The sequence below is a fragment of the Vibrio paucivorans genome (assembly GCF_054053395.1).
Genome location: NZ_CM133230.1, coordinates 1,386,011 through 1,403,100, shown reverse-complemented (window position 1 = coordinate 1,403,100; position 17,090 = coordinate 1,386,011). Strand labels below are relative to the sequence as shown.

The window sequence follows — 17,090 nt, the reverse complement described above, 5'->3', positions numbered from 1 at the left end:
CGGATCTTTGTCCTGCTTTGGAGTGAACAACGGGAGAGGACTATGCCACTTAAGCTGCTTAGAGAGCTTGATGAACCGAGTCAACCACCATGGAAAGTGCTGATTGTTGACGATGATGCCGACATTCATCAGGTTACCGTGCTGGTACTAAAACGCTTCAAGTTGGATGATAGACCACTCGAGTTTTTACACGCCTATTCCGGTATAGAAGCGAAAGAAAAGCTTTCTACGCACGATGATATCGCGCTGATTTTTCTCGATGTCGTAATGGAAACCGATGATGCAGGTTTGGAAGTGGCGCGTTGGACACGACAAGATCTCGGTAACCACAAAACCCGAATCGTTCTTCGCACCGGGCAGCCCGGGCAAGCTCCTGAGCAATCTGTTGTGACCGATTACGACATCAATGACTATAAAGAGAAAACCGAACTCACTAGCCAAAAGCTCTTCACCACTGTATTAACAGCAATTCGTTCTTATCGAGACATAATGCAGATTGAGCACGCGAGAGACTTAGAAACGAATTATCGCCTTGGACTAGAACGTGTCATTCAGTCTACTTCCGTCATATTCCAACAACACACTCTAAACACTTTCTCAAATGGGATATTGCAGCAGGTTCTTTCTCTATTAAGGATGAATGATCAAAGTATGCTGGTCAGTGTAAAAGGGCTTACTACGATTCAACAGCCCCATGAAGGCTACCGAGTACTCGCTCATATAGGTCAAGACCAAGAAGGCACTGTTGACCCTGCTGTGCGTGATTATCTCGATCAAGCGATCGCCAAGAAACAAAGTATTATCGATGGTGATATTTTTGTTGGTTACTTCGCCACCAGTTCTGGCGCGGTTAGCCTGCTGTATTTAAAAGGGGCGCGAAAGATCACCGAGTTAGAAAGCCAACTCCTTACTATTTTTTCTTACAGTGTTAGCCTCGCCTTTGAAAACATCTCTCTTAGCCAAGAAATCATCGATACTCAAGGTGAGCTTATCTATCGGCTTGGTGATGTGGTTGAATCCCGCTCAGAGGAAGCGGGTAATCATGTGCGCCGAATGTCGGAACTCAGTTACGAGTTGTGCTTGCTGCTTGGCTATTCAGAAGAGCGTGCAAACTTGCTTCGTCAAGCTGCACCCATGCACGACATCGGTAAAATTGCGATTCCTGATTCCGTGCTACTCAAGCCGGGAAAACTCGATGCCGAAGAATGGGAAGTGATGAAAACCCACTCCGAGATCGGGCATAACATTCTGGCGGGCTCTAAGCGTAAGATTTTACAAACCGCAGCTACTATTGCTCATCAACACCACGAAAAAGTCGATGGTAGTGGCTACCCTTTAGGGCTAAAAGGCGACGAGATCAGTATCGAAGCGCGGATTATCGCTGTTGCCGATGTGTTTGATGCGCTCACTCACGAACGATGCTACAAACCTGCTTGGCCAATTGAAGATGTGATTAAAGTATTGAAAGAATCGCGCGGCAATCACTTAGACGCCCACATCGTCGACACTTTATTGGATAACCTTGATGTGGCGTTGGGTATCAATGAGAAGTATGCCACCAGCTAGCCAACTGCCCTTTCATGCTTTGACTAGCTGATGTTCTATTTGTAAAGACCCGATTTCAGATAATAAGTGCGAGATAACAGCCGAACTAAACTGGGTTGTCCTCCGTCATCAACTTAACGCCCAGCAACACGAGTACGGCGCCCGTAGTCCCTTCCATCCAACGCATAAAACTGCCGTTGTTCAACAGCGATTTCGCTTTGTTTAGAGCGCCCGCAAGGCCACACTGCCAAAGCATCGCAATAACAAAATGAAGCCCCGCCATAAACATCGACTGCATCAGCGCAGAACCTGCTGGATCAATAAACTGAGGCAAGAACGCGAGATAAAACACCGCTGTTTTAGGGTTTAATACATTAGATAGAAACCCTTCACGCATCGATCTTCTACCACTAAATGTGTGTTGTGAACCTTCTTGGATGGTAAGGCCACTCGAAGACTTGAGTGTTGTACGCAAACTAGATAGCCCTAACCAAATCAAATACGCCGCACCAATCCACTTGATGACATTAAACAGCTCGGCTGATTGAGCCAAAATCGCAGAAATACCAATGGCTGAGAACAGAGCATGAACAAACAAGCCACTACAAATGCCAACACTGGTGACGGCACCATCAACAAAACCGCCCCGCGAGGTATTGCGAATAACCAGTGCGGTATCTAACCCTGGGGTGAGCGTAAGAATAGTGATTGCGATAATAAACGCTTCGAAGTTTTGAATAAGCATGTTCGTCCCTAAATCATTTCACTGCCAACTCTAGGCAGTAGACCGCCCACTAGGCGTAACCTTCAAGGTAACGCCATCATTATAAAATTACCAGCGTCTTGGTGATTAGCGCCTAAAACTCAACGCTGATAATAAGCATTATCAAAACTGAGCTCATCTATTTGTTTGAATACCGCCTACTAAATTTAGCGTCACACTAAGGTACTTCCGATGAAGAAAACCCTAACTTGCCTATCACTCGCACTAGTAAGTCAATTGGCTTTTGCCCAAGGTGGCGCGGTGACTGACCCGACTACTAACTTGATCTTCGATTACGACAACATTACTCAAGAACAAGCACAAGCCGAGCTTCAAGAGTGTCAAACTCTCGCACAGAGCACTCAGCAACCTGTAGAAAGCAGTAAAGGTAGCGGCGTACGTGGTGCAGCTAAAGCAGCCGCGGCTGGCGCAGCAATCGGTGCTATCAGCGGCGGTTCCGGTTCTGATGCAGCGAAAACAGGTGCAGCAATTGGTGTTGTTGGCGGACGCGTCAAAGGTAACCGTGGCGCACAAGCGGCCGAGCAGCAAAACCTAGAATCATACAAAACCGTACTTCGTAACTGTATGGTCGATAAAAAGTACGTAGCACTAAACTAAGTTTCGCGGCACTACCGCCCTCTATTGAGCCACACTCCACTTCACGACATCCTATTTCCGGTTTCTTTGAATTCTCGTGGTGTGGCTCCTTTTTACCCGCTCAGTCATCAAGTAATCCCATAACTCGTTTAGCGGCACGAAACCTTAGGAAATCCCTGTGTTAAAATTGATCTTCATCGCTTTCATCATAGTGACTGCACTGGCGCTGCTGTTTGGATTTAACGACTGCCAAACCATCATCGATGGTCTAGGTAATCAATTTAGACGCTGTTCAGGGCTGTCTGCCCTGCTCTACCAAGTTCTGACTTAACAACACGTTAGCCGCTATTTGGCTATAGCTTTCCGCCCAATGATATTGATACACTCATTGAACCTTTATACGTCACGGAAGGCTTCTTATGAGTGCATTCGACAAACTAGTACAACATTCTAAAAAAATCTCTCATTTTAATCACTTAGCTGCTATTTGTGGCTGGGACCAAGCAGCGGTTATGCCTGCAGGTGGTAACCAAGCTCGTTCTGAAGCAATGGCCGAGCTCTCTGTTCATATCCATGGACTATTGACTCAACCTCAGCTCAGCGATTGGTTTGCACAAGCAGAAAGCGAAGCGCTTTCAACACAAGATAGCGCCACACTTCGCGAACTTAAGCGCCAATGGCTACAAGCCAATGTACTACCAGAATCTTTGGTTCAAGCAAAATCACTTGCGGGATCAAAGTGTGAACATGCTTGGCGAACACAACGTGGTGATAACGATTGGAAAGGTTTTGAAAAAAATTGGGCTGAAGTCGTTAAGCTTTCTCAAGAAGAAGCGCAGATTCGCGCGGAAGCAACCGGGTTGTCGCCATACGATGCCATGCTTGATATCTATGAACCTGGGACTAGCTCACAGTCTCTAGATACCCTGTTCAACGATGTAAAAAGCTGGCTGCCAGACCTTATCGACCAGGCGATTGATAAGCAGGCGAGTGAGCAGTTTATTCAACCTCAAGGCACTTTGGCGACCGAGCAACAAAAGGCGCTTGGCCTCGATGTCATGAAACTGCTTCAGTTTGATTTTGAGCACGGGCGCTTAGACGAAAGTGTTCACCCATTCTGTGGTGGTGTGCCAAGTGATGTACGAATCACTACTCGCTATGATCAAAGCGAGTTTGTTCAGTCGTTAATGGGTATTGTACATGAAACGGGTCATGCTCGTTACGAGCAAGGCCTACCAAAGAGCCTTTCAGGCTTACCGTCGGGTGAAGCACGTTCGATGGGTATCCATGAATCACAATCGCTCTTTTTTGAGATGCAAGTGGGACGTAGTGACGCGTTTATCGAACATCTTGCTCGTTTAGCGGGCCAGCACTTTAATGGTCACAATACCGAACTATTCTCGCAGCAGAACTTCCAAAAACTCTATACCCGAGTGAAGAAAGATTTCATCCGAGTGGACGCTGACGAACTCACCTACCCTGCCCACGTCATCCTTCGATACGAAATCGAACGCGATCTGATGAACGGAGCGATCAAACATACCGATGTACCAGAGCTTTGGAACCAAAAAATGCAGCAGTACTTGGGGCTAAGCACCGAAGGCAACTTCAAAAACGGTTGTATGCAGGATATTCACTGGACAGATGGCGCATTTGGTTACTTCCCAAGCTATACGCTTGGTGCAATGTACGCAGCTCAGTTTATGGCAGCTATGCAGAAAACCGTTGATGTTGATGGGGCAATCCAAAGCGGCGACCTTAGCCCAATCTTCACTTGGTTGTCTGATAATATTTGGAGTAAAGGGAGTTTATTCACGACGGATGAACTGGTGAAAGGCGCAACTGGTGAAACCCTCAATGTCGAGTATTTCCAAACACACCTAAAAAACAGATACCTGCGTTAGTCGGCCGCTGTTTAACCTAGAGTCAGTACTGGCTCTAGGTTGCCATATTGGCGAGATTATTGGATAGAATGTGATAAAACAGCAAAGCCTAGTTAACACCATTCACTTAGCCGTGACTTTTACTATTGCAGTTGGAGTCCTTTATCTCTACACATGGCCCTACGCGTTTTTCTTTCCGCTGTTGTGTCTGCACATCCGATATAACGAGTTAACTGAACTTTCAGTCAAGCAGTACGCATCGTTATTCGTGGTTGCCGTAGGCGGTATTGCATTAGGCCTTGCAATCAGCACGCTCTATTCCACTTCCACGTTACTATTTGTGCTCGCCACTGCGTTAGTATTGTTTTTACTGTATTGGTGGGAACGATATAGCCATAACCAACTTCATACTGCATTAGGAGTGCTTAGCTTTGCTCTTGTTTGTGCAGTGACTTTTGCAAATCATTTGATAGTTGCGGACTTTAGCTATTACCTATTCACTAACTTATTGTTTGCGATGTCATTATGCTTCGCGTTAGACAAAGCACTTTCCTACGTAATGCTGCGGCTCACATCCAATAAAGCGCAATACACTTCAAACACCCAAGTGAGTTCCACTCCTCAACTTTTCTCCAATGAATGGCAAGCAATTGCGATATTTTTGCCCGCAGCCTTCGCTTTTATTCTGTTTGATCTATCGCATTACTATGTCGTATTAATTGCAATTTGTGTTCTAACGCTGACACCAAATTTAGCAATAATTAGGCAAGACAGCTTACGTTATGTATATGCCAACCTGATTGGTGGTGGGCTTGCTGTGCTAGGTTATTACTCATATGCCTTGATTAGCCTTAAGTTCGGTCCTAGCGTAGCCATCGAGCTGTGTTTAACATTCATGTTTACCTTGATACTGGGCGTCATTATCTACTGCTCTAATTGGAAGCCTCTCGGCAAATTTATGCTTTCTCCCTATGCGATATTGCTCATTCAATCAGACAATGTTGGCTTTAGTATTTTGGACAGCTTTCAACTGCGACTTGTCAGCGTCGGAATAGCAATCGTATACCTATACGGTGTGATTCACTTAATCACGAGTACGAGAGTAAGCATAAAGTGACGACTGATAATATAGGCAAGCTTTAAAGAGTTCTGAGCTCCTAGTCGTCAAACATCAGGTTCACTGCGATAGATAGCATGACCAAACCGAGAATAGGCATTAACACCCCTATCGGTGAGCGTTCGATATAAGGCAAGTTCTCAGCAATCAATAAACCCCACTCCGGTTCTGGTGGCTTCACACCAAGCCCAATAAAGCTCAAAGAAGTTAGGCTTAGTGTAATGTACGGAAGACGTAGGAATGCATGACGCAACAGCGGCGGCAGCACATAAGGCAACAAATAATAACGCAGTACTCGCCACTGACTGGTTCCCCAAATTGGCGCTAGATGCGTGTACGGCTGCGCCTTGGCTTCCATTAACAAACTTGCGCAGTGCGCTGCAAGCGGCGCCCAAGAAACGAGAACAATCGCAATAAGAGCACTGTTCGGATTCATCCCTGTAAGACCCGCGATTAGAAGGCCCGCGACGATGTATGGTACGCCTTTGGTGATCTCGATTAGCCCTTGGCTAAAGCGAGTTACAAAACCCAAAAGCAAACCAACCACTAAACTTAAGAAGGTTGCAATAACGCCCATCTTAATCGTCGACATCATACCGCCGCCAACTCGAGCTAGTAGATCTCGCCCAACCGCGTCAGCACCAAAGGGCGCAGCTAAACTCGGCGACTCAAGGCGAGTAAATTGGATGGTATAAGGATCTCGCATTAATGCCCAACCGGCACAACCAATTAACAAGGCAAAAATAGTTGCGCTGATGATACGTTTGGTAGTGCTTTGCGTGAAACGAAACGTGCTATGACTGCTGATAAGCTTGCCGCTCGTGACACTGTGCCCCAATAACCAACGTTGCAATAGGATACTCACGCTACTGATCAACATTGAGAACACTAATAGCACCAATAAACCGCCTTGCAGCATTGGCAAATCTTGTGACTTTGCAGCCCCTAAGATCAATCTTCCGATACCCGGAATGGAGAACACTTGTTCCACAGCAACTGCACCGCCAGTCAGACCAATTACCGTCATAGCAATTTGTGGAATCAAGTTACTGACAGCACGCCATAATGCGAAACGTAATATCTGGAACTTACTCACGTTTGCCGATAGCCAAGTGATGACCCACGGCTCGTCCAGTACACGCTTCAAACTGTCATTGAGTAAACGACCAAATAAACCAGCAGCAGGCAATGCCATTGCCAAACTTGGTAACCAAAGGTTCTGCGTACCTTGCCAACCATATGGCGGGAGCCATCCTAGCCAGATGGAGAACACCATAATAAGCAATGAAGCAATTACATACTCAGGCAGTGAGACCAACACAGAGCTAAACGTGTCATGATGCCCCAAACCTTCAGTAGCTAGACGATTCTGTTGCCAACGACGCACTGTATAAAGCACACCTATCATGCACATTACAGATGCCATGCCTAGCGCTGTTACCATAAGTAACAACGACGTTTTTGCGGTTTGCTGAACGCTCTCCATCACAGATGCACCACTTACCCAAGAGACACCTAAGTCACCTTGCATGGCAAGCGTCAGCCAATCCCACAGCCGCTCAGCAGCGCTGCGGTCGAGTTGAAGATCTTCTCGAATCGCTTGCAGAGCTTCTGCCGTCAGTAATTGCTGAGCACCCGCACGGGCACGGAGGATTGATTGGCTTGGGTCGATACCGGCAATATCCGGCATCAAACCCACCAGCACAACCACTACCCCGAGTGACAGAAAGCGCGACAAAAAACGCGTAAACCATTCAGGCATACAAGCGCTCCAACGAGAGCGCATGTTGGCAACAGACGACATCGAGTTAGTTCACCTCAGTAAACTGGTCGATCAGGCGACGCTCACGTGGGTCACGTTGTGCGTTCTTCACGCGGTCACTCTCACCTTGGATTACACGCTCGTGAAGCAGTGGAATCACAGCGTATTGCTCAAGGATTTTGCTTTCTGCTTCGATGATCGCTTGTTGGCGTTTCTCACCCAACGGCTGACGATCAGCGTGTTTCAATGCTGCGTCCACTTCTTCAGAGCAGAACTGACCGAGGTTGTAAGAACCTTTACAGCTAAAGTCACTTTGCATGTACGCCACTGGGTCACCAGAGTCCAGTACTGTTGCACGTGATAGCAAGAAGGCATCAAACTTACCCGCTAGCGCATCGTTTTCAATTTGTGCGTATTCACGAACGTCAAGCTCGACCACAACACCAGCCGCTTCAAGTTGTTGTTTCAATAAAACCGCTACTTCTGGTAATTCTGCGCGGTCGGTAAAAGTACCAATGGTAATTTTCTCACCATCTGCATAACGCATCTCCATGGTTTCCATACGCGGGTTTGCATCACGAATTGGTTGAGCCCATGCCAATGCTGGACCTAACAGACCTTTCGCTGAATCGGCGTGGTTCTCGTAAACCGTTTTGATGATTTGCTCACGGTTAACCGCTTGAGCCGCTGCTTTACGCAAACCGAACTGGCTAAACACATCTGATTTGTTGTTTAGGTAAAGCGTGTTGGTACGTGGCATTGCAACTTCGTGCAGCTGTGAAGATTCCATCATCGCGATTTGCGAAACAGGAACCGCTTCAACTACATCCGCCTCACCGGTACGCAGCGCTGCAGCACGAGCAAAACCGTTTGGTACGTATTCCGCAAAAATGCTATCTACTTTCGCTTTTTCACCCCAGTAACCGTCAAAACGCTTCAGTTTCGCGCTGGTTGTACCGTTGATTTCTGTCAGAACAAATGGACCGGTACCCGCATTGATTGGCACAACGCGACCGTTTTCTTGATATGCAGCACCAGAAAGGATCGCTAGCTGTGGGCTAGATAGACGGCTTGGCAACAATGGATCGTTAAAGGTCGTTTTGATTTCAATAGTGAAGTCGTCCAATGCGCGAACTTGCCATTCGATACCATCCAAAATGCGTGGCTTTGGTGCAGCATCTAATGCTTTTTGTAGAGAGTTCACAACCGCGTTGGCATCAAGGTCAGAACCATCGTGGAATTTCACGCCCTTACGTACCGTAAATTGCCACGTCATCGGGTCAACTTGTTCCCACTCTGTTGCCAGCATAGGCTCTGCTACCGACTGATCGTTTAGGTTCACTAGCGTTTCTGCTGTGCTCCAACGTGACAGTTTGAACGCGTCATCTGAAAGTGGTGACAAACCTGTGCGTGGTGGTTGCATCATTGCAACGCGAATATCCGTGGCTTGTGGTGCTGCTGCTTTTTCCGCTTCTGGCTCACTTTCGCCAGAGTCAAAACAACCCGTCAGCAGTGCGCTTAAAGCCAGCGACAAAGCTAACTTGGGAGTACTAAGGTGCATAAGAAACCTCTCCAATGGTTTTTGTGAATTCATTACTTTTATGTTGAGCGCTCATCAAAGCTCTCGTAATCAAGTGCGATGGGTTATTTACCACGCTTTGTGCTGTGCCGTGCTCCACGACTCGCCCTTTGTCTAACACTAGGATTTCATCGCATAGGGTTTGTGCAGCGTCGAGGTCGTGTGTCACCAAAATCAGGCGCATTTGACGACTCTTTTGAATGCCTGCCAACAGGTCGAGAATCTGTTTACGGCTGACTGGGTCTAGGCTGCTGGTTGGCTCATCGGCAACCAACACGCAAGGTTCGACAATCAAAGCTCTGGCGATAGCAACACGTTGAGCTTGCCCCACCGACAACTGCTGTGGGTTACGGTCCAACAAGGTGAGATCCAAACCGACATCCGCCAATACTTTTTCCACCTTATCGTTTAGCCCTTCCGTTAAACCAATATTGCTTAGCGGTTCCAGTAAGATCTGGCGAACGGTGTAATACGGATTCAAGCTCGATTGAGGCTCTTGCGGAATCAATTGAATGTGCTGACACAACTCTTTACGTTGTTTAGCCGAGCTACGCGATAACGGATACCCACACACATAGACTTCTCCTGATGTGGATTTGCGAAGGCCAAATAGCAGCTCAATCAAAGTTGACTTACCCGCTCCAGAAGGCCCGACAATCGCAATGTTTTGTGTATCGATTGCCAGATCCAATTGCTCAAGCGCTTTAAATGGTTTACCCCCTAACCAACTGGGTTTGGTGTAATAGTGAACACAGGCTTGCTCAAAGCGAACTTCCGCCGATTTAGGCTGACTCAAATTGTGCTTAGTCAAAATAGGCTCCAGAGATGAGGTTAAGGCAGTAGCTGCGCAAGTTGTTGGCAAAAAGGATGTGAACTTTGATGAATGGCTTGCCATGGTGATCCATACGCCACCATGGTGTTATCAGCAATTACCAAGATTTTGTCGCACGCTAAAGCTGCAGATAGATCGTGCGTAATCAACAAACCACTGATGTTGCGTTGCTGAACACTACTGCGAAACAACTCAAGAATTTCCGCTTCGGTGATTGGATCGAGCGCACTAGTGGGCTCATCAGCGATGATCAAGTTGGCACTACCAAGCAACGCAATCGCAATACAAATACGCTGACGCTGACCACCAGATAGCTGACTTGGGTGCTGTGCCAATGCAGCTCTTGGATCCGCAAATCCGAGCTGAGACAACAAGGCAGTCACCGTTTCTAGGTTTGCTGAAGACAAACGTGTTTTGTTGCCTGTCAACGCCAAACACAGTTGCTGTTCGACAGACGCCAATGGGTTCAGCGCTTTAAGTGCATCTTGGAAAATGACCGCAGGTCGCTGCGACTGACTGCGCTGCAGCATGGCAGTTTGTGCCACTTCACTACCGTTGATCTGAATACTTCCGCCCACCCAAACATCAGACGGCAAAAAACCTGCGACGGCTTTCGACAACATGGATTTACCAATGCCGGAAGGCCCCATAATTGCAAGAATTTCACCTTGAAACAGCTCAAAAGAAATGTCTTTGAAAAGTGTACGTTCTGAGTCTGTAAGGCTGAGATGATTAACAGAGAGTATTGGCAAGGAAGTCACAACAACAAGCTAAATGTAATGGTATAACATCACAAATAGTAGCATGTGAGCTAGCGCAATAAAACCACTCGGAGGGGTTATTTAAACGCCGTTCCCTTTAATTTAGCCTCGAAGGCGAGTTACTCCGCCCTAGGCGGCGGAGTAATGGAACAAACAATTTGAGTATAAACTAACCACACTTTTGCTTAACTTGATCGATGTATGGATACAAGAAAGCAAAACGTCCAACATAGAACAAGGTAAACGCCAACCACAAACCATGATTTCCCCAGTGCTGAACCGCTATAAACTGCGTGATTAAGAACACTAATAGCGTGATAAAACTCGAGTTGCGTACTGGGCGAGTGGTACCTGTTCCTGTAAATATTCCATAGAAGGTTAAGCCATAACCCGCGACTAACGGGAACACCAACAACCAAGCACTCATGTCCAAATACAGATCTACGAGTTCAGGTAAGGTAGTAAACAGCGTCACAATTGACTGATTGAATAGGAAAGTCAGTAGCGTAAGAACAACAACAAATCCCGTTGTCCACTGCGTGTTCAACTTAATCACGTTATCGAGTAATGTCGGATTCTTCTGCCCTACGGCTTTACCTGCAAATACACTCGACGCATTCGCCACACCGTCGAACATATAGCTAACAAGAAACGTTACCTGCATTAGGATAGCATATGCGGCAAGTACGTCAGGCCCAAGTTGAGAGCCCACGCGTGCCATCATATTGAAAAACACTAAAATGCATACCGTCCGTAGCAGCAAATCGATGTTCGAAGAGACTATGACCGTAAGGTCTTTTCGTGACATTTTCGCGGTTCGAATATGTTCAAAAAGCGAGAACTGGCAAGTCTTCAGAACAAAAGCCACGCCTATTGCGAATGTAGTGATTTGGGCGATGAGAGTCGCTATGGCTACGCCAGCAATACCCATATCCAAATAAAGAACGAACACCAGATCCAACACAATATTCAGTACATTACCAAATACTTGAGTGAACAAGGTCTCCTTAGCCTTAGCCTGCCCCATTAACCAACCAATAATGGTGTAGTTCAGCAAAACAAATGGCGCACCGAAGATCATGATGTCAAAGTAAATCTTAGCGTTTTGTCCGACAACGGCATCAGGTGAGATGACCCACGCTGCCGCTTTCCAAATCACGGATTGCAAAGCGATAAAAGCTAACCCGACACACAGCGCAAGCACAAATGGTCTAAATAAGCTGCTGGCCTGATCGGCATGATTATTCTTACCCAGTGCGATCGCACTTTGACCAGTAGTACTCACTCGGAAAAAGCCGAAAAGCCAATAGAGGGTATTCATAACGACTGTGCCAATCGCAACCCCACCAATTAACTCTGCCACTCCTAGCTTGCCGATAACCGCTGTATCTACCGCGCCCAGTAGTGGCTGGGTCACCGTTGAAATAATGAAAGGAAACGCAATTTTTAAATAGTCTTTATGGGTCAGGAGGTGCATCGATTTCAGGGCCGTCTGAGCTTGGAGGGCGCTATCATATTCGAACACTGTGATATTGTGAACTGCAATTGAATACTATTATCATTTAGTGGTGTTACTAAATGAACCTCGATTACCGCGAATAACGCACCAAGTCATCTGGCTCAGTTTAAATGGACACTCCTAGCTCTTCTCGCTTGCGCTTACTTAATCCACTGGCGACGATTCGGTAAGACTCAGAAAGGTAATATTTTAAGTCATCGTCCAGCTTACCGGAGGTATCTGTCTGTTGAATCCACTTCATTCCTCGATTGGCGAAGTATGGCGCTGGACGGTATCCATCGTATTCTTTGAGGAAATCATAATTCATGGGTGAGACTTTAAATGTGTAGGCAGGTTTTCCATCCGATAGCTGAAAACCAATCGCAAATACCTTACCCCCAACTTTCCACACCTCCGAATTGCCCCACTGCACCACGTGCGTTGTGGCAGTGAAAGCACTACAAAATTGGTTGAACTCGTCATGATTCATTTCAGCTACCTGTCGTCGGATGAATTAGTTGTTCTCTAACAATAGCGATTTTTTCAATTCTAGTGCAGTTATCTCTTTTCGCAGCTGCTCTTGTGCCTGAAGGTCGCTTTCGTTACTTAGTTGTGCTTTCTTCTTCTCAATCTGCTTCATTAGTTCTACAGCCGGCGGTAAGCAGTTAGCATCTTTAAGGATTTTCATCCCCATACGATGCTCTGCCGGTGTTTTGAAGTAATCTTCTAAATCCAGCTCTTTGCCGTTATATGCATTGTTCTTCAACTCCCCTGTTTTTTCCGCGTTGCGAATCCATCCTCCAATCGCGTTATCAATAAATAGTGACATCATTGCCTCCGGAGAAATTTGAGAGATCAGCAGTACACTGCTTTTAAACCCTCAATGGTTATCTTAATTCCGTCTTTAAAATACTGGTCGTAATCCAATGACTGAGTGTTACTCAGCAGCTTCGCCAGATATGGGAGTTCATCAAGTTGAGAAAGCATTTCTGAGTTTTTTGATGAACTTGTTTCATTAGCCTTCACCATAGATGATCTTTCTTGGTGCTCTACAAGATCTGTCACTCGGGTATATACACTCACAAAGGCCATAAACCCGATTTCAGGTTCAAAGCCGGCATCACCAAGTACTCTTAATACGTCGTTAGCTAGCACGTTTGTTGCAGGTGTAAATTCTTGCGTATGACGAACAAACTCGACAGAACCTGGCATCGATAGTAGCGCTTGACGAAATCGTTCCGCGAATGTGTATAAGTAGCCTTCCCAATCACTCTCTTCTGGCAATGCGACTTTGCCTAATACCATGTCGCTACACATCAAGATAAGCGCGTGTTTGGAACTAACATGCCGATACAAAGCAGTTGCACTCACACCAAGCTGCTTACCCAGTGAGTTCATTGTGACACTTGAAAGACCAATGCTCAGGGCCCCATTCACTACATCTTCTTTTGAAATTTGTGCAGGTCGCCCTTTGTTCGATTTCACTGTTAGTCGCCTTAGATTAGTTAACGCCATTAAGTTAATTCTCATAACTTAATTGTATTAACTTAATAAATCAACAACGATGGAACGAAAAATGAAGCCTAAAGTGGTTCGCTACCCACTAAAATTGGCACGCCATTGGGAGGGGGAAAGTTGAAATGCTGTTTTGAAGTGCTTGCGATAAACGCTTTCCGAGCCAAAACCCGATAGCTCGGCGACTTGGGAGATGGGGTATTGGCTACTTTCCAGCAGTCGTTGACTCAATTGAAGCCTCTGATTCATTAGCCACTGACCAAACGTGCAGCCATAGTTGGCTTTGAACTGGCGAGTAAATGTTCTGCGGCTCATCGCACAGCGCTCTGCTAGCGTATCAATATTGTGCTGTTGATTTATTTTGCTTTCGACTTGTTCGATCACTTGAGTAAAGCTTGTTGGATTTTCAGGCCTTGGACTTATTGGTGTAGGGATATATTGTTGCTGCCCGCCCGCTCTAAATGGCGCTGTGACCATCACTCTAGCTAACTCACTCGCGACCTCACTACCACATAGCTTTCTCACGATATGTAAGCAGCAATCCAGCGCAGCAGCCGTTCCTGCAGAAGTAATCAGTCGGCCATGGTCGATAAACAAAGGCTGATTATCAAAGATTACATTTGGGAAACGTTGTTCGAACTGCTTTGAAAACGCCCAATGGGTTGTGGCCGTTTTACCATTTAATAAACCAGTGTGTGCCAGTACAAAAGCGCCCAGACACAGCCCAACGATTGTCGCCCCTCGTTGATGCGCGGCAAGCAACTTTTCGATTAAGTTGGCCGGCACATCAGGTAAGGCGTTAGGCCAACTTGGGATAATGATGATATCCGAGTTGTCTATAATCTGGATGTCATGTTTCACAACAATATCAAACCCCGAAGCGCTTGAAATATCGTATTGGCTCAAGCTACAAATTTCCAGCTCGAACAGCGCTCGACGATCGATGAAAACGTCTTGAAAAACTAAACAAGGTACTGACAAATGAAAAGCGCTGATGCCTTCAAATGCCACCAGAGCAACTTTATAAGTTTTAGGTGTATCCATTTTGACCCGATTTGAGCGTTAGATGCCCTTTAGGACAGTTTTGCACACATTTTACATCTTGCATACTACCCCTACCCACTCGAATCACGAAGGCACTAGCATGAAAATTCACCATCTACGCAGCGCAACTTTTATCATCGAAACCAACGAACATTTCATTTTGATCGATCCTATGCTCGGCGAGAAAGGGTCGCTTCCTCCTTTTTCAATGGTGCGATTCAAACTCGAGCGTAACCCGACTGTCGGTTTGCCCAATATCGCCAATGAGTTACTAGAGAAAGTGACACATACTTTAATAACTCACAGCCAAACGTTTGGCTTTAAGCCTTTGCAACACAGCGATCATCTCGACGCAGCAGGCGAAAACTTTCTTACGGAAAGAAGTATTCCGGTAGCGACGCCAAGCAAAGACAAGCGCTATTTAGAGAAATATGGCATTACTGTTTCGCATGGATTAGAAGATTGGCAAGCTACTGAGTTCCTAGGTGGGATGATTACTGCAGTACCAGCTCAACATGGGCACGGTTGGATTCACAAAGTCATGGCTAACGGTAGCGGTTTCTTCTTAACTCTTCCTAATGAACCAAGCATTTACATTAGTGGTGATACGGTACTAACCGAAAACGTCAAGCGTGCGCTAACTGAACTAAAGCCAGACATAACCGTAGTTGCAGCAGGCCAAGCACAAATGGATGTTGGCCAACCTTTGCTGATGCCAACCAATGAAGTGCTTGAGTTCATTCGCTTGTCACCGGGTAAAGTCATCGCCAATCATATGGAAGCGCTTAATCATTGCCCGGTTGACCGAAAAACACTCACACGCTCATTAGAGGCACAAGGCCTGTCTGAAAAAGTGCTGATCCCACTAGATGGTGAAACGTTAATATTCTAAAACACAAAGGGCTGCGTCACATTGCGCAGCCCTTTAAGGACAAGGTTATGGAAGGTCGAACACAATCGCAGTGACAGACTCCGCCGTCGAGTTGGAAAAGACCACTTTAGACTGTTGCTCTACCTTTGCACCATCCCCCGGATGAATCGTTGTATTATCAACGCAGAGTGATCCTTCTACTTGATGAACATACACATTGCGACCATCTACGATTGGAAAAGCCAGTTCGGTGTTTGGTTTCAAAATAAGCTGGTGTAACGATGCATCTTGCATGATCTTCAGCGTTCCATTGTCACCTGTTGGTGTCGCTATGGACGTTAAACCCGCTTCTTTACCAAAGTTTTTTTGTTGGTAGCCCGGCGTGTTACCAAAGCTATTTGGCTGTATCCAAATTTGTAAGAAACGCAGCGGTTCAGAATTAGACGCATTGTACTCGCTATGATAGATACCCTTACCTGCCGACATAAGCTGGAACTCTCCAGCAGGCAACGTTTGCACATTACCTTCGCTGTCTTTGTGCTCAATAGAGCCGTTAAGTACATAGCTGATGATCTCCATATCGCGATGACCATGAGTATCAAACCCTGCTCCAGGCTGCACGACATCATCGTTAATCACTCGCAACTCAGAGAACCCCATATGCTTAGCGTCGTAGTAGCTACCAAACGAAAAGGTGTGCTTACTATCCAACCAGCCAAAGTTAGCTCGACCACGATCTTGAGAGTGTCTTACCGTAATCATAATTGTACCTCCAGTTTCTTAGTGTTCAGCTATGACGCGAATTTGTTAGCAATCGTTTTATCAACGCCCCAGTTACCCGCGCCTGAAAAAGCCAACGAAACACTGGCTGCTAATAGTGCTAACCCAAATTCATAACCATTATTTGACATGAACAAACCGTTTTCAAAATGCACTGCAAAGATAGCAATAACCATAGTAAATGCGGTAAGCACGGCTGCTGGTCGAGTCAATAATCCCAGTAGTAGAGCTAACCCACCGAAAAACTCTGCGCTACCGGCTAGAAATGCCATTACAACACCTGGGCCAAGACCAATTGAATCCATCCACTGCCCCGTCCCTGCAAGGCCATACCCACCGAACCAACCAAATAACTTCTGAGCACCATGCGCCATGAAAATGATGCCGACAGGAATACGTAATGCCAACGCGGCGTAACCAGCGTTCGATGCTGCAATTTTCGCTATAAGTGTTTTCATAATCATTTCCTCAATCTTTTTAAATATCTTTTAATTTCCAGGAGAAGCCGTCTTCTCAAGCGTTGAATCAAAGTTTAGTTGTGTT

General features: G+C 46.2%; 18 protein-coding genes. 6 read left to right on the top strand and 12 right to left on the bottom strand.

The genetic code is table 11. The features are described 5' to 3' along the window. Positions 1-42 precede the first annotated feature (42 nt). Positions 43-1,566 (top strand): HD domain-containing phosphohydrolase, encoded by a 1,524-nt coding sequence (locus ACXABW_RS06600; RefSeq protein ID WP_457524668.1) that lies wholly within the window; start codon positions 43-45, stop codon positions 1,564-1,566. Between the two features lie 85 nt (positions 1,567-1,651). On the opposite strand, the gene ACXABW_RS06595 is transcribed toward ACXABW_RS06600, so the two are convergent. Beyond that, positions 1,652-2,290, bottom strand: a complete 639-nt coding sequence (locus ACXABW_RS06595) for a LysE family translocator (RefSeq protein WP_252030579.1) — start codon at positions 2,288-2,290, stop codon at positions 1,652-1,654. A 210-nt stretch (positions 2,291-2,500) separates the two neighbouring features. Here ACXABW_RS06595 and ACXABW_RS06590 point away from each other — a divergent pair, with 210 nt between their 5' ends. From ACXABW_RS06590 to ACXABW_RS06575, 4 genes are all read left to right on the top strand, one after another. After that, complete coding sequence (locus ACXABW_RS06590; RefSeq protein WP_457524665.1) at positions 2,501-2,926, top strand: glycine zipper family protein; 426 nt, start codon at positions 2,501-2,503, stop codon at positions 2,924-2,926. Between the two features lie 157 nt (positions 2,927-3,083). Continuing rightward, a complete protein-coding gene (locus tag ACXABW_RS06585; protein WP_265687473.1) occupies positions 3,084-3,236 on the top strand; it encodes a hypothetical protein in 153 nt (50 codons plus the stop codon). Positions 3,237-3,324: 88 nt separating this feature from the next. After that, on the top strand, positions 3,325-4,809 hold the full coding sequence (locus tag ACXABW_RS06580; protein ID WP_457524664.1) for a carboxypeptidase M32: 1,485 nt from the start codon (positions 3,325-3,327) through the stop codon (positions 4,807-4,809). 70 nt (positions 4,810-4,879) lie between these two features. Continuing rightward, entirely contained in the window at positions 4,880-5,905 is a 1,026-nt protein-coding gene (locus ACXABW_RS06575; protein WP_457524663.1) for a hypothetical protein, read from the top strand. A 40-nt stretch (positions 5,906-5,945) separates the two neighbouring features. Here ACXABW_RS06575 and ACXABW_RS06570 read toward each other — a convergent pair whose 3' ends face one another. From ACXABW_RS06570 to ACXABW_RS06530, 9 genes are all read right to left on the bottom strand, one after another. Then, entirely contained in the window at positions 5,946-7,709 is a 1,764-nt protein-coding gene (locus ACXABW_RS06570; RefSeq protein WP_457524661.1) for an ABC transporter permease subunit, read from the bottom strand. A 4-nt stretch (positions 7,710-7,713) separates the two neighbouring features. Beyond that, positions 7,714-9,228, bottom strand: a complete 1,515-nt coding sequence (locus ACXABW_RS06565; protein ID WP_457524659.1) for an ABC transporter substrate-binding protein — start codon at positions 9,226-9,228, stop codon at positions 7,714-7,716. Continuing rightward, positions 9,218-10,057 (bottom strand): ABC transporter ATP-binding protein, encoded by an 840-nt coding sequence (locus tag ACXABW_RS06560; protein WP_457524658.1) that lies wholly within the window; start codon positions 10,055-10,057, stop codon positions 9,218-9,220. The genes ACXABW_RS06565 and ACXABW_RS06560 overlap by 11 nt, the downstream gene beginning before the upstream one ends. 20 nt (positions 10,058-10,077) lie before the next feature. Next, on the bottom strand, positions 10,078-10,839 hold the full coding sequence (locus tag ACXABW_RS06555) for an ATP-binding cassette domain-containing protein (protein WP_252030570.1): 762 nt from the start codon (positions 10,837-10,839) through the stop codon (positions 10,078-10,080). Positions 10,840-11,008: 169 nt separating this feature from the next. Further along, positions 11,009-12,316, bottom strand: a complete 1,308-nt coding sequence (locus ACXABW_RS06550; RefSeq protein ID WP_457524656.1) for an MATE family efflux transporter — start codon at positions 12,314-12,316, stop codon at positions 11,009-11,011. 148 nt (positions 12,317-12,464) lie between these two features. Continuing rightward, on the bottom strand, positions 12,465-12,827 hold the full coding sequence (locus tag ACXABW_RS06545; RefSeq protein ID WP_457524654.1) for an MmcQ/YjbR family DNA-binding protein: 363 nt from the start codon (positions 12,825-12,827) through the stop codon (positions 12,465-12,467). Positions 12,828-12,851: 24 nt separating this feature from the next. Next, complete coding sequence (locus tag ACXABW_RS06540) at positions 12,852-13,169, bottom strand: DnaJ family domain-containing protein (protein WP_457524653.1); 318 nt, start codon at positions 13,167-13,169, stop codon at positions 12,852-12,854. Positions 13,170-13,192: 23 nt separating this feature from the next. Next, entirely contained in the window at positions 13,193-13,822 is a 630-nt protein-coding gene (locus ACXABW_RS06535) for a TetR/AcrR family transcriptional regulator C-terminal domain-containing protein (protein WP_457524651.1), read from the bottom strand. Between the two features lie 111 nt (positions 13,823-13,933). After that, a complete protein-coding gene (locus tag ACXABW_RS06530) occupies positions 13,934-14,896 on the bottom strand; it encodes a GlxA family transcriptional regulator (protein ID WP_457524649.1) in 963 nt (320 codons plus the stop codon). A gap of 100 nt (positions 14,897-14,996) precedes the next feature. On the opposite strand from ACXABW_RS06530, the gene ACXABW_RS06525 reads away from it, so the two are divergent. Continuing rightward, positions 14,997-15,788 carry an MBL fold metallo-hydrolase gene (locus ACXABW_RS06525; RefSeq protein ID WP_457524647.1) on the top strand — a complete coding sequence of 264 codons (792 nt, stop codon included), beginning with the start codon at positions 14,997-14,999 and terminating at the stop codon, positions 15,786-15,788. 45 nt (positions 15,789-15,833) lie between these two features. Here ACXABW_RS06525 and ACXABW_RS06520 read toward each other — a convergent pair whose 3' ends face one another. Next, on the bottom strand, positions 15,834-16,529 hold the full coding sequence (locus ACXABW_RS06520; RefSeq protein ID WP_457524645.1) for a pirin family protein: 696 nt from the start codon (positions 16,527-16,529) through the stop codon (positions 15,834-15,836). 29 nt (positions 16,530-16,558) lie between these two features. After that, entirely contained in the window at positions 16,559-17,005 is a 447-nt protein-coding gene (locus ACXABW_RS06515; protein WP_457524643.1) for a DoxX family protein, read from the bottom strand. Positions 17,006-17,090: the final 85 nt, after the last annotated feature.